This is a genomic window from Aeromonas sp. 603757 (assembly GCF_049171255.1).
Lineage (GTDB): Bacteria > Pseudomonadota > Gammaproteobacteria > Enterobacterales > Aeromonadaceae > Aeromonas > Aeromonas veronii_A.
In genome coordinates this window covers 44,050-58,234 of the sequence record NZ_JAAKOE010000001.1, presented here as the reverse complement: position 1 = coordinate 58,234, position 14,185 = coordinate 44,050, and the positions used below count along the sequence as shown (strand labels likewise).

9 protein-coding genes are annotated in these 14,185 nt (G+C 61.4%); 8 read left to right on the top strand and 1 reads right to left on the bottom strand.

What is annotated here, in order from left to right:
* The first annotated feature begins 9 nt into the window (after nucleotides 1-9).
* From nuoJ to G5332_RS00225, 8 genes are all read left to right on the top strand, one after another.
* The gene (nuoJ, locus tag G5332_RS00260) at nucleotides 10-561 is read left to right on the top strand and encodes an NADH-quinone oxidoreductase subunit J (protein ID WP_158113451.1); all 552 of its coding nucleotides are present in this window, start codon (nucleotides 10-12) and stop codon (nucleotides 559-561) included.
* Nucleotides 558-866, top strand: coding sequence for an NADH-quinone oxidoreductase subunit NuoK (gene nuoK / locus G5332_RS00255; protein WP_005337247.1), 309 nt, complete (start codon nucleotides 558-560; stop codon nucleotides 864-866). The genes nuoJ and nuoK overlap by 4 nt, the downstream gene beginning before the upstream one ends.
* On the top strand, nucleotides 863-2,710 hold the full coding sequence (gene nuoL / locus G5332_RS00250; RefSeq protein WP_158113452.1) for an NADH-quinone oxidoreductase subunit L: 1,848 nt from the start codon (nucleotides 863-865) through the stop codon (nucleotides 2,708-2,710). The genes nuoK and nuoL overlap by 4 nt, the downstream gene beginning before the upstream one ends.
* Nucleotides 2,711-2,808: 98 nt before the next feature.
* The gene (gene nuoM / locus G5332_RS00245; RefSeq protein WP_158113453.1) at nucleotides 2,809-4,353 is read left to right on the top strand and encodes an NADH-quinone oxidoreductase subunit M; all 1,545 of its coding nucleotides are present in this window, start codon (nucleotides 2,809-2,811) and stop codon (nucleotides 4,351-4,353) included.
* The gene (gene nuoN, locus G5332_RS00240; protein ID WP_421311011.1) at nucleotides 4,350-5,813 is read left to right on the top strand and encodes an NADH-quinone oxidoreductase subunit NuoN; all 1,464 of its coding nucleotides are present in this window, start codon (nucleotides 4,350-4,352) and stop codon (nucleotides 5,811-5,813) included. Before nuoM ends, nuoN begins: the two co-directional genes overlap by 4 nt.
* 181 nt (nucleotides 5,814-5,994) lie before the next feature.
* Complete coding sequence (locus tag G5332_RS00235; RefSeq protein WP_216962189.1) at nucleotides 5,995-7,119, top strand: FIST signal transduction protein; 1,125 nt, start codon at nucleotides 5,995-5,997, stop codon at nucleotides 7,117-7,119.
* A 2-nt stretch (nucleotides 7,120-7,121) separates the two neighbouring features.
* Nucleotides 7,122-8,552: an HD domain-containing phosphohydrolase gene (locus G5332_RS00230; RefSeq protein WP_421204736.1), complete on the top strand. Its 1,431-nt coding sequence runs from the start codon at nucleotides 7,122-7,124 to the stop codon at nucleotides 8,550-8,552.
* A 16-nt stretch (nucleotides 8,553-8,568) separates the two neighbouring features.
* Nucleotides 8,569-10,110 (top strand): HD domain-containing phosphohydrolase, encoded by a 1,542-nt coding sequence (locus tag G5332_RS00225; RefSeq protein WP_254203392.1) that lies wholly within the window; start codon nucleotides 8,569-8,571, stop codon nucleotides 10,108-10,110.
* Nucleotides 10,111-10,182: 72 nt separating this feature from the next.
* Here the strand turns inward: G5332_RS00225 and purL are convergent, their stop codons facing one another.
* Entirely contained in the window at nucleotides 10,183-14,106 is a 3,924-nt protein-coding gene (gene purL, locus G5332_RS00220) for a phosphoribosylformylglycinamidine synthase (RefSeq protein ID WP_421311010.1), read from the bottom strand.
* Nucleotides 14,107-14,185 lie beyond the last annotated feature (79 nt).

Here is a 14,185-nt window from a genome sequence, read left to right as displayed (position 1 = left end):
GAGTCAATCATGGAACTGGCATTTTATGCCTCGGCCCTGGTGGCCATTTACAGCACGCTGCGGGTGATCAGCACCAGCAATCCCATGCATGCGCTGCTCAATCTCATCATCTCCCTCATCGCCGTGGCCATGATCTTCTTCTGCCTGGGTGCCGCCTTTGCGGGCGCCCTGCAGGTGATCGTCTACGCTGGCGCCATCATGGTGCTGTTCGTGTTCGTGGTGATGATGCTGAACCTGGGGAGTGCCCAGGCACAGGAGAAAAAGTGGCTCACCCCCATGACCTGGGGGGGCCCAGCCCTGCTCTCGCTGATCCTGCTGGGCTTTCTGGCCCACGGCATTCTCGGGGTGACCGGGGGCCTGATCGGAGTGACCGAGGTGACCGCCAAGCAGGTGGGTGTCGAGCTCTTTGGCCCCTATGTGCTGGCGGTGGAGCTTGCCTCCATCCTGCTGCTGGCGGGTCTGGTAACCGCCTATCACCTGGGTCGGGAAGAGAAGAGCGGTGAAGTGCTCTCCGTCCCCCGCACAGCACCCCGCTCTGCACAAGAAGGAGGTCAGCAATGAATGGAATCCCTATGGAGCACGGCCTCCTGCTGGCCGCGGTGCTCTTCTGCATCGGCTTGTGCGGTCTGCTGATCCGCCGCAACCTGCTCTACATCCTGATGAGTATCGAGATCATGATGAATGCCTCGGCACTGGCGTTTGTGGTGGCGGGTAGCCGCTGGGCCCAGGCCGATGGCCAGATCATGTATATCCTGGTGATTTCTCTGGCGGCAGCGGAGGCCAGTATCGGCCTCGCCCTGTTACTGCTGCTCTATCGTCGTTACCACACCCTGAACGTGGACACTGTGAGCGAGATGCGCGGATGAGCCTCTTATATCTGACTTTTCTATTTCCGCTGCTGGGATGGCTGGTGCTGGCCTTCTCCCTCGGCCGGTTTAGTGAGCGTACCTCGGCGCTGATCGGGGTTGGCTCCATTGGCCTGTCGGCCCTCACTACCCTGTGGGTGGGCATCGACTTTCTGGGCAACCCGCCCGAGGGGGGCGTCTATGTCCAGCGCCTGTGGCAATGGATGGCGGTGGGCAACTTTACCCCGAGCTTCTCGCTGGCACTGGATGGCCTGTCGCTGACCATGCTGGGGGTGGTGACCGGGGTGGGTTTCTTCATCCACCTGTTCGCCTCCTGGTATATGCGTGGGGAAGAGGGTTACTCCCGCTTCTTCACCTACACCAACCTCTTTATCGCCAGCATGCTGTTTCTGGTGCTGGCCGATGACCTGCTGTTTGTCTACCTCGGCTGGGAAGGGGTGGGGCTGTGCAGCTATCTGCTGATCGGCTTCTACTACAAGGATCGCAAGAACGGAGCGGCGGCCCTCAAGGCATTTGTCGTGACCCGGGTGGGTGATGTCTTCCTCGCCATCGGTCTGTTTATCCTCTATCGGGAACTGGGCACCCTCAATATCCACGAGCTGCTGGTTCGTGCCCCGACCCTGTTTGCCGAGGGCTCCCCTGCCCTGTCGCTGGCCTGCCTGATGCTCCTGGGCGGCGCGGTCGGCAAATCGGCACAGCTGCCGCTGCAAACCTGGCTGGCGGATGCGATGGCAGGCCCGACCCCTGTCTCAGCGCTGATCCACGCCGCCACCATGGTGACCGCCGGTGTCTACCTGATTGCCCGTACCCACGGCCTGTTCCTGCTGGCGCCAGAGATCCTCCATCTGGTCGGGCTGGTCGGTGCCATCACCCTAGTGCTGGCAGGCTTTGCCGCGCTGGTTCAGACCGATATCAAGCGGATCCTCGCCTACTCCACCATGAGCCAGATTGGCTACATGTTTCTGGCACTGGGTGTCGGCGCATGGGAAGGGGCCATCTTCCACCTGATGACCCACGCCTTCTTCAAGGCGCTGCTGTTCCTCTCTGCCGGTGCCGTTATCGTTGCCTGCCACCATGAGCAGAACATCTTCAAGATGGGTGGCCTGCGCAAGAGTTTGCCGCTGGTCTATGCCTGCTTCCTGGTGGGGGGCTCGGCGCTGGCGGCGTTGCCGCTGGTCACTTCCGGTTTCTACAGTAAGGACGCCATCCTGTGGCAAGTAGAGGCCAGTGGCCAGAGCGCCCTGCTGTGGGCAGGTCTAGCGGGGGCATTCCTCACCTCGCTCTATACCTTCCGGCTGATCTTTATCGCCTTCCATGGCAAAGAGCAGACCAAAGCCCACGCTGGTCACGGTCTGGCTCACCACCTGCCGCTGCTGGTATTGCTGGTGCTCTCCACCGGCATAGGCGCGCTGATCACCCCGCCGCTGGCAGGTGTGCTGCCGGCTGGCCCGGGGGACCATATCGAAGAGGGGCGCCATGCACTGGAGGTTGCCTCCGGCATCATCGCCATTGCGGGCATCGCGCTGGCCGCGTTTCTGTTCCTTGGTGAGCGCCGTCTGGCCACCTCCATTGCCAACAGTGCGCCGGGCCGCCTGCTCAGCACCCTCTGGTTCAACGCCTGGGGCTTTGACTGGCTCTATGACCAGCTGTGGGTCAAACCCTATCTGCTGGCGACCCGTCTGGTCGGGCAGGATCCGCTGGACTGGATGATGGGCCTGCCCGCCTGGTTTGCCCTGCGTGGCAACCAGCTGTTGGCCTGGACCGTGACCGGCAAGTTGCGCTGGTATGCCGCCTCCATGGGGATCGGCGCCGTGCTGGTGCTGGCGCTGTTGCTGCTGGGGTAACGCGATGAACAACCGGACGATCATACAGCCAGGCTGTTTGCTCTCCCTGATGGAACAGGGAGCGCAATCTCATATGAACTTGAACGAGAGCTGATACCGTGACCTTACTCTGGATCTTGCTAATTCCTTTTATCGGCGGCTTGCTCTGCTGGCAGATGGAGCGTCTCGGCGGGCAGTTTGTCCGCTGGGTAGCCCTCCTCTCCATGAGCGCCAGCCTGCTGCTCTCCTGTGCCATCTGGCTAAGTGGTGACTTCTCCCTTGCCACCACGGGTCTCGACAGCGCGGGCGTCACCGGTGCTGCCTCCGCCTGGGCCGCCGAGTGGCGCCTGCCGTGGATCCCCCGCTTCGGCATCTCTTTGCATCTGGCGGTGGATGGCCTGTCGCTCTTGATGGTGATCCTCACCTGCTTTATCGGGGTGCTGGCCATCCTCTGTTCGTGGAAAGAGATCGTGCAACGCATCGGCTTCTTCCATCTAAACCTGCTCTGGATCCTGGGTGGCGTGCTCGGCGTCTTTATGGCGCTGGATCTGTTCCTCTTCTTCTTCTTCTGGGAGATGATGCTGGTTCCCATGTACTTCCTGATTGCGCTCTGGGGCCATTCGGTCACTGACGGCAAATCACGGATCAACGCCGCAACCAAGTTCTTCATCTACACCCAGGTCAGCGGCCTTGTCATGCTGGTGGCCATCATCGGGCTGGTGCTGACCCACCAGCATGCTACCGGTGTATTCACCTTCAACTATCTGGAGCTGCTCAATACACCGATGAGCAAGGGCGTTCAGTGGCTGCTGATGCTGGGATTCTTTATCGCCTTCGCGGTCAAGATGCCGCTGGTACCGCTGCACGGCTGGCTGCCGGATGCCCACAGTCAGGCGCCGACCGCAGGCTCCGTGGATCTCGCCGGTATTTTGCTGAAAACCGCCGCCTACGGTCTGCTGCGCTTTGCCTTGCCGCTCTTCCCCGAGGCGTCCGCCGAATTTGCTCCCTACGCCATGGTGCTTGGCCTGATCGGGATCGTCTACGGTGCCATCGTGGCCTTTGCCCAGACCGACATCAAACGGCTGGTAGCCTACACCAGCATCTCCCACATGGGTTTTGTGATGATCGCTATCTACTCGGGTAGCGAGCTGGCCCTGCAGGGCGCCGTGGTGCAGATGATCGCCCACGGTCTCTCGGCTGCCGGCCTCTTTATCCTCTGCGGTCAGCTCTACGAGCGGTTGCACACCCGGGATCTGCGCCAGATGGGCGGCCTGTGGGGACGCCTGCGCTATCTGCCCGGCGTGATGCTCTTCTTCTCGGTAGCGTCGCTCGGCATGCCGGGCACCGGCAACTTTGTTGGCGAGTTCCTGATCCTGGTCGGCAGCTTCCAGGTTGCCCCTGTCATCACGGCGGTCGCCACCTTCGGTCTGGTGCTGGCCTCGGTCTACTCTCTCATCATGTTGCAGCGTGCCTGCTTTGGCCCCGCCAAGGATGAGAGCATGCTCAAGGGGCTGGATCGCCGCGAGCTGACCATGATGATGGTGATCGCGGGCCTGCTGGTTCTGCTTGGCCTCTATCCCCAACCCGTGATTGACACCGCCAGCAGCAGCCTTATCAACGTGCTGCACTGGTATCTGCTGCCGACTGCTGGAGCCCTGCAATGACTTTCTCCGCTTCCCAACTGCTGGCACTGCTTCCCCTGCTGTTGACCACCGGGGCCATGGCGGCCCTGATGCTGGCCATCGCCTGGCGCCGCTGTGTCACCACCGCCTTTACCGTGACCATTGTTGGCCTCAACCTTGCGCTCTTCTCGCTGCCCATCGTGATGGCGCAAGGGGATCAGGGGGTCACCCCGCTGCTGCAAGTGGACAGTTACGCCGTCTTTTACATGGGACTAGTGCTCATCGGCGCCCTAGCCACCTGCACCTTCGGTCAATCGTGGCTGAAAGCCTACCCGGACAACCGGGAGGAGTTCTTCCTGCTGCTGCTGATCGCCACCGCTGGTGGTCTGGTGCTGGCCAGCTCCCGTCACCTCGCCTCTCTCTTTATCGGGATCGAGATGCTGACCCTGCCAATGTTCGGTCTGGTGGGTTACGCCTACCGCGAGCGCCACTCGCTGGAAGCCGCGGTGAAATACATGGTGCTCTCTGCCGCCGCCACCGCCTTCCTGCTGTTTGGCATGGCGCTGCTCTATGCACAGGCTGGCAGCCTGAGCTTTGCTGCCCTGGGGCAGACCCTGGCCGAGAGCCCGGCTCACCATCCGCTGCTGATGGGCGGTTTGGGGTTAATGCTGGTCGGCTTTGCCTTTAAACTCTCCCTGGCCCCCTTCCACCTCTGGACCCCGGATGTCTACGAAGGTGCCCCGGCACCGGTCGCCACCTTCCTCGCCACCGTCAGCAAGGTGGCGGTTTTTGCCGTGCTGTTGCGCTTCTATCTGGCGGTACCGGCGGCGAGCGATCCCATGATCCACTGGCTGCTGGCAGCCATGGCGGTCATCTCCATCATGGTCGGCAACCTGCTGGCCCTGGTGCAGACCAACGTCAAACGGATGCTGGGTTACTCCTCCATCTCCCACTTCGGTTACCTGCTGGCGGTGATCGTGGCGAGCCGATTCGGCCAGATGCCGGTGGAAGCGGCCGGGGTCTACCTGCTGATGTATCTCTTCACCAGCCTCGGCGCCTTTGGCGTCGTCAGCATGATGTCGAGCCCCTATCGCGGCAAGGATGCCGACTCCCTGCACAGCTATCGTGGTCTGTTCTGGAAGCGCCCCTATCTGACTGCCGTACTGACGGTGATGATGTTGTCACTCGCGGGCATCCCGATGACCCTCGGCTTTATCGGCAAGTTCTACCTCATCGGCGTCACCGTCGAGGCGCAGCTTTGGTGGCTCTCCGGTGCCATCGTGCTCGGCAGCGCACTGGGTCTCTACTACTACCTCAAGGTGATGGTAACCCTCTATCTGCGCGAACCGGGTATGCAGCAGCGCGATGCCAGCGCCGACTGGGCGCTCTCCTCCGGTGGTGTGGTGGTGCTGCTCTCTGCAGCGCTGGTGGTGTTGCTGGGGCTCTATCCCCAGCCGGTCATCAGTCTGGTACAAGGGTTCCAGCAGGTGGTGTTGCAGTAACCCGGCTCATTTCCCTTCAAAACCGGCCCATGTGGCCGGTTTCTTTTTTATGTGGATTGCCTGCTGGCAGAGACCCTTTTGTGTTGGCATCTCACACCCCGTGCAGCCGTTGGTCTCGTCCGGTATTCATCCAACCCCCTTGCTGATATATTGATGACTGGCAGGAATGGAGTTCCGAGCGATGATGCAGCCTACTTTTCATCAATTTGATGCGCATCCACTGGCCGATGCATTGCTTCCCTATGAGGGGCAACGACTCGATGTGTTGCTAGCCGAGCGGGATGCCGCACGCGTTGCCGATCTGCAGCAGCAGTGTCAGCGCCTCAACATTCAACTCTGCGGCGCCATCTTTCCACGCCTTGTCAGTCGGCACGGTTTCCACGAAAGGGGGGCTTGGCTGTTGCCCCGACCCGCATCCCACAATCCTCTGCTGCTCTCGCTCTCCCCTACAGCCAGTGCCGATACACTGGCCGATATCATCTGCGAGCAGTTGGCGTCCCGACTGGCAGAATGGCCGGACACCGAGAAGGTTCCCACCCTCTTTCTCACCTTTGACGCCATGCTCCCCAATATTGCAACCCTGCTCGAGGGGATCTATCTAAGGCTGGCGGACAGGGTCAACTATGCGGGTGTCAATGCAGGTAGCGGCCAGTTCACAGCCATGCCCTGCCTGTTTGACACCCAGAGATTGCTGGGGCATGGGGTCAGCTGTGCACTGCTCTCCCCCCACAGTCCCCCCTTGCTGGAGCACGGCTATCAACTCACTGCCCAGCCCATGCTCGCCACCAGCAGTGAAGGCAACAAGATCTCCTTTATCGACTGGGAGCCGGCTTTTAGCCGCTATCAATCCCTGATCCGGCAGCAGTTCCAGCAAAACCTCACACCAGAGCAGTTCTATCGGTACGGTGTACATTTGCCCTTGGGGTTGCTGCGAGCCAATGGCGATGTGATCGTGCGGATCCCGGTCGCCGTTACCGACGACGGTGCCCTGCTCTGCGTCGGAGAGGTGCCTGACCACAGTATTCTCACACTGCTGAAAGCCCCGGAAAGCCCCACAGAGCACGCTGTCGAACTGGCCGAAAAGCTCGGCCGGCACGGTACACCCGAGCGCCTCGAGATCTATTACTGCGCCGGCCGTCAGCAGCACTTCGGCGAACAGAGCACCCTGGAGCTGGAGACCCTCTTTAGCCACAGCGGAGCCCACGAGCTGGTCGGGGCCCTCTCTCTTGGCGAGATAGGAAGTGTAAGGCCGGGGGATTACCCGCTCTTTCACAACGGTGCCATCCTCTGTCTCAGCGAGGGTTAGCAATGAATAACGATCACGCCATGGCCATTGTCTGCGATCTCGCCCTCTGCATCGGTCGGGAGGTCACACTCGATGCCCTGCTCACCAAGGTGGTGCAGCGCTTTATGTTTCACTGTGCCACACCGGTTGGTGTGGTATTGCAGCAGCAACGGGAAGGATATGAGCTGCTCAAGGTCATTGGTGATGATCAGCTATCCCGGCACAGTGGCTCGCTGCTCTCCTTGCCTGCCTGGATTGTTGAAGGTGACCAATGTGCGCTGCAAACGACCTTGCCTCTCCCCGGTGGCCGACCGTACCACTTTGCCTATCGGCTCAGGGTTGACGGGGGATATCTCATCTTGCTGCTGGCCCCCCAACCCCAGCAGCACACAGTGCCGGTCTGCCATCTGTTCAGCCCGGTGCTCGGTAATCTGGCGCGCGCCATCCAGTTGTGCAAGGACAGCGAACAGCTCGCCAGGCGCCAGCAAGCCGAGCTGGTCGACATGCAGCGCCTCAACGAATCCCTGCTCAAGGCCATTCCCATCCCGGTGTTCTACAAGGATGTCGAAGGGCGCTTTCTCAGCTGCAACCCGGCCTTTACCCAAGTCACCGGGATCAGCAAGGCCGAGCTGCAGGGGAAGCGGGTGGACGAAATCCTGCCCCCGGAGATGGCGGACGAATATACCCAAAGGGACATGGAGGTGCTGCGCAGCAGGCAGCCGCAATATTTTGAACACACGCTGTTTGATCGCAGCGGCCACCGCTACCAGGTGCTCAACTTCAAGGATCTCTTCTATGACCATCAGGGCGAGGTGGCCGGAATCATAGGGGCACTGGTCGACATCACCCATATCAAGGAAAGCGAGCAGCGCCAGCGCACCCTGCTGTTTCAGACCATCGCGGCCCTCTCCTCCGCGATTGCCCACAAAGATCCGGTCACGGCAGGACACGAACGGCGCGTGCATGATCTCGCGCTGGCTATAGGTCAACAGCTGCAACTGCCGCAAGAGCAGCTGGATGGATTGGGTCTTGCGGCCATGGTGCACAACATCGGCCTGCTGCAGATCCCGGCGGAGATCCTCACACGCCCGCGGGAACTGAGGCCGGTTGAGTTCGAACTGATCAAACAGCATCCGGACACTGGCCGCGAGATCCTGCAACAGATTGACTTCCCCTGGCCCATCACCACCATAGTGATGCAGCACCATGAAAATCTCGATGGTAGCGGCTACCCACAAGGGCTACAGGGGGATGCGATCTCGCTGGAGGCGAGGATTATACGGGTCGCCGACTCCCTGGCCGCCATGACGGCCCACCGTCCGTTCCGGCGCGCCCTCTCTCTCACCGATGCGTTCGCCGAGCTGACGCGCTATGCCGGTGTGCATTACGACGAACAGGTGGTCGATGCCTGTTTCGCCGTCTGGCAAGCGGGCTACCGCTTTACTACCACCTGACTCTGGTTGCACCAAGATGATGTTAAAAGATCTACCGCCATCCATTCAGCCACCGGGCGTCAGCTCTCACCCCACCGCAGCCCTGCTCCATCAGGTGATGGAACAGCTGCCCTATCGCGTCCTGTTGAAAGATACCCGTTCACACTTCATCGCCTGCAACCGACTGCTGGCCGACGATCTGGCCCTCACCCCGGCCGAACTGGTTGGCAAGTGCGATGCCGATTTTTTCCCGGCCGAGCTGGCCCAACGCTACCGGGATGACGATCTCCAGGTCATGGCCAGCGGCACAACCCGGCATCACGAAGAACCCTATCTGAAAGGGGGTGAAGACCGCTGGCTCAGTACCACCAAGTTTCCCCTGTACGATGAGCTGGGCAAGGTGATCGGTGTCGCTGTCTTTTTCGAAGATATCACCGACCAGAAACAGCAGCAGGAGCGTCTCCAGCAATATACCTGGACGCTGGAAGCAATAACCCGCGCCCACCATGCCATGCTCAAGCAGGGGGATGAACAGACACTACTGCAGGAGATCTGTGATGCCATCACTTTCGATGGCCGTTTTCCCCTGGTGACCGTACTGCAGACCGCTGATCAGAACAGAGTACAGATCCTGGCGCAGGCAGGTCAGGCCGTCTGGTTTGCCAGCGATAACTGGCTCACCCGGGACGCAGCCCTGATCAGTGCAATCAGTTCAGGCGAGATGCGCAACGAAGCACTTGGCACCGAACTGGTCCACCACTCCGCCACCTTGAGGGGACGGCTGCTGCTGCCATTGCAGTGGCAAGCCACTGTGCCTGGCGGACTGCTTATTCACAGCACGCAGGCCAGAGCCTTCACCGATGAGGAGGTGCATCTCTTCAACGGACTGGCCGACTACCTGACCTATGGCCTGCAGGCACGTCGAACCCAGCAGGCCTATCTTGCCGCCCAGCGTGAAAAAGCCATGCATGCCCGCCAACTGGAGCTGGCCCTGGAGGATGCGCTGGGAGCCATCGCTGCCGTGCTGGAACAACGCGATCCCTACACCGCCGGACACCAGAAGCATGTCGCTACCCTGGCGCTGGCCATCGGCCGAGAACTGGGGTTGGGTGATAAACCGCTACGCGGTCTCTATCTGGGCGCCATGGTGCACGATATCGGCAAAATCCAGGTCCCTGTCGAGATCCTCACCAAACCGGGCAAACTGACCCCCCAGGAGTTCAATCTGGTCAAGGAGCATCCGACAGCGGGTTATCTGGTGCTCAAGGATATCGCCCTGCCCTGGCCCATAGCCCGGATGATCCACCAGCACCACGAGTATCTCGACGGTTCCGGCTATCCATCAGGGTTAAAAGGCGAGCAGATCCTGCTGGAAGCGCGCATTCTCACGGTCGCCGATATAGTGGAGTCCATGTCATCGGATCGTCCCTACCGTGCTGCCCTGGGGATTGCGCAGGCCCGAACCCATATCATGGCCATGCGGGGAGTCCAGCTGGATGAAGCCGTGGTCGACGCCTGTCTGCGTATTCTGGATCGGGGAGAGTTTACCCCTCATGAACTTGGCCACGGCCAAACCTGATCGACAGAGCCCATATTGAAAAACCGGCCAAATTTGGCCGGTTTCTGTTTTTATGCGCTGGCGCAGTCGCGATTAACCCAAACGAACCCGGGCGTTGCGGAACATCCGCATCCAGGCACCGTCCTCACCCCAGTTATCAGGGTGCCAGGAGTTGGCCACGGTGCGGAACACCCGCTCCGGGTGCGGCATCATAATGGTGGCGCGACCGTCGGTGGTAGTCACGGCGGTGATGCCCTCCGGCGAGCCGTTCGGGTTGGCCGGGTACTGCTCGGTCACGCTGCCGCGGTTGTCGACAAAGCGCAGCCCCACCAGCCCGCTGGTTTGCAGTGAGTTCAGGTGAGCAGCATCGCGCACCTCGACACGCCCTTCCCCATGGGAGACGGCGATGGGCATCACCGAACCTGCCATGCCGGCGAAGAAGGCCGACAGGGACTCCTGTACCTCAACCAGACTGAAGCGGGCCTCAAAGCGCTCGGAGCGGTTGCGCACAAAGCGCGGCCACAGCTCGGCGCCCGGGATGAGATCCCGCAGGTTGGACATCATCTGACAACCGTTACACACGCCCAGCGATAAAGTATCGCCACGCTCGAAGAAGCGCTGGAACTGCTCGCGAGCGTTGTCGTTGAACAGGATGGACTTGGCCCAGCCTTCGCCCGCCCCCAGCACATCGCCGTAGGAGAAGCCGCCACAGGCCACCAGGGTCTGGAACTCCTCCAGTTTGATGCGACCGGAGAGGATGTCGCTCATGTGGACATCCACTGCCGCAAAGCCGGCACGGTCAAACGCCGCCGCCATCTCCACGTGGGAGTTGACACCCTGCTCGCGCAGCACCGCCAGACGGGGGGAGACCCCACGGGCAATGTAAGGTGCGGCCACATCTTCGGCCGGGTTGAAGCTGAGCTTGGCCTGCAGGCCCGGATCGGTGGCGTCCTGACGAACAGCATGTTCCTGATCCGCGCACTCGGGGTTATCGCGCAGGCGCTGCATCTGCCAGCTGGTCTCGCCCCAGATGGTGCGCAGAGCAGTGCGGCTGGCGCGATAGACCTCCTGACCGGCGCGTTGCAGGGTGATGAGATCCCCCTCGCGCGCCGTGCCGAGCACGTGAGAGCAAGCCGCCAGACCGTGACCGGCCAGCAGGGTCATCACCGCCTCTTTATCTTCACGACGCACCTGAATGACGGCGCCCAGCTCTTCGTTGAACAGCGCCGGCAGCAGCTCGCCGCCGATGCGATCGAGCTGGATGTCGAGGCCGCAGTGACCGGCAAACGCCATCTCGGTCAGGGTGACGAACAGGCCACCGTCGGAGCGGTCGTGATAGGCGACGAGTTTGCGATCAGCTACCAGTGCCTGAATGGCGTTGAAGAAGCCTTTGAGCTGGACCGGATTGTCGAGATCCGGCGCCTTGTCACCCAGCTGGCGATAGACCTGTGCCAGTGCAGAGGCACCGAGGCGCTGCTTGCCATTGCCAAGGTCGACGAGGATAAGGTCGGTTTCACCGAGATCGGTACGCAGTTGTGGCGTGACTGTGTTGCGCACATCCTCGACCCGGGCAAACGCCGAGATGAGCAGGGAGAGCGGCGAGGTGACGCTTTGCTCCTTGCCATCCTGCTGCCAGCGGGTCTTCATGGACATGGAGTCCTTGCCCACCGGAATGGTGATGCCAAGGGCCGGGCAGAGCTCCTCACCCACCGCTTTGACCGCCTCATAGAGGCCGGCATCTTCACCCGGGTGACCGGCGGCGGCCATCCAGTTGGCGGAGAGCTTGACCCGCTTCAGCGACCCGATATGAGCCGGTGCCAGGTTGGTGAGCGCTTCCGCCACCGCCATGCGGGCAGAGGCGGCGTGGGAGAGCAGCGCCACCGGGGTACGCTCGCCCATCGACATGGCTTCGCCGTGATAGCTGTCGTAGGTCGCAGCGGTGACGGCGCAATCGGCCACCGGGATCTGCCAGGGGCCAACCATCTGGTCGCGATTGACCAGACCGGTCACGCTGCGATCGCCGATGGTGATAAGGAAGGACTTCTCCGCCACGGTCGGCAGACGCAGAACCCGTTCGGCCGCGTCACTCAAAGTGATGCCATCGAGCTGGAGCGCTTTGCCTTGTGCAGGCAGAGTCACCACGTCGCGGTGCATCTTGGGCGCCTTGCCGAGCAGCACATCCAGCGGCAGATCGATGGGCTGGTTGTCAAAGTGGCTGTCAGAGAGGGTCAGATGCTTCTCTTCGGTCGCGGTGCCGATGACGGCATAGGGTGCGCGCTCGCGCTCGCACAGCGCCTTGAACAGCGGCAGCTTGTCCTGCGCTACCGCCAGCACGTAACGCTCCTGGGATTCGTTGCACCAGATCTCCAGCGGGCTCATGCCCGGCTCGTCGCTCTGGATGGCGCGCAGATCGAAACGACCGCCACGCTCACCGTCGTTGACCAGCTCCGGCATGGCGTTGGAGAGACCACCCGCCCCCACGTCGTGGATAAAGACGATAGGGTTGTCGTCACCCAGCTGCCAGCAGCGATCGATCACCTCCTGGCAACGGCGCTCCATCTCGGGGTTGTCACGCTGCACCGAGGCAAAGTCGAGATCTTCGGCTGACTGGCCGGAGGCCATGGAGGATGCGGCACCACCGCCCAGACCGATGTTCATCGCCGGGCCGCCCAGCACGATCAATGCCGCGCCGACCGGGATCTCTCCTTTCTGGACATGTTCGGTGCGGATGTTGCCGATGCCGCCTGCCAGCATGATGGGTTTGTGGTAGCCACGCACCTCGACGCCGTTGTGGCTCGGCACCTCCTCTTCGAAGGTACGGAAGTAACCCAGAATGGCCGGACGGCCGAACTCGTTGTTAAACGCGGCGCCGCCGAGCGGCCCCTCCTGCATGATGTCGAAGGCGCTGACGATGCGGCTCGGCTTGCCGAAATCCTGCTCCCAGGGCTGCTCGAAGCCGGGAATGCGCAGGTTGGAGACGGAGAAACCGACCAGACCCGCCTTGGGCTTGGCACCGCGACCGGTGGCACCCTCGTCGCGGATCTCGCCGCCGGAGCCGGTAGCTGCGCCCGGGAACGGGGAGATGGCGGTCGGGTGGTTGTGGGTCTCCACCTTCATCAGGATGTCAACCTGTTCCTGGTGATACTGGTATTCGCCGTTGGCCGGGCTCGGGAAGAAGCGGCCACCCTGGCTCCCTTCCATCACGGCGGCGTTGTCTTTATAGGCAGAGAGGACATGATCCGGCGTCTGCTCGAAGGTGTTCTTGATCATTTTGAATAGCGACTTGGGCTGCTGCTCGCCATCGATGGTCCAGTCGGCATTGAAGATCTTGTGACGGCAGTGCTCGGAGTTCGCCTGGGCGAACATGTAGAGCTCGATGTCGTTGGGGTTGCGACCCAACTTGGTGAAGTTCTCCACCAGATAGTCGATTTCGTCGTCGGCCAGCGCCAGACCGAGCGCCACGTTGGCTTCGGCCAGGGCTGCGCGACCACCGCCCAGCACATCCACCTGGGTGAAGGGGCGCGGCTCGTGGTGAGCAAACAGGGCGGCAGCTTCGCTCATCTCGGCAAACACCACTTCCATCATCCGATCATGGAGCACAGCGGCAATGGCGCTACGCTGGGCGGCACTCAGCTCACCCTGCCCCTTGATGGTCAGGTAATAGGCAATACCACGCTCCAGCCGCTTGACCTGTTTCAGGCCGCAGTTGTGGGCGATGTCGGTTGCTTTGGAAGACCAGGGGGAGATAGTGCCGGGGCGGGGGGTAACAAGAAACAGCTGACCGCTGGGGGTGTGTTCGGGGATGGTCGGGCCGTAGCGCAAGAGCTGGCCCAAGGTCGCTCGCTCGGGGGGAGAGAGGGGGCTTGTCAGCTCGGCAAAGTGCACATACTCGGCATAGACATCCTCTATCTCTACTCCGCTCTCTACTCCACTCTCGTTTCTCATCTGTGCGAAGCGTTGCAGCAGTTTTTGGACACGAAAATCAGACAGTGCTGGGGCACCACGCAAGATATCCATATGACCTTTCTCACCAAGTTTTAAAGTGGGGGGGAATTGAGACGCGCGTATTATAGGGATCTGGCTCACAGCGGACAAA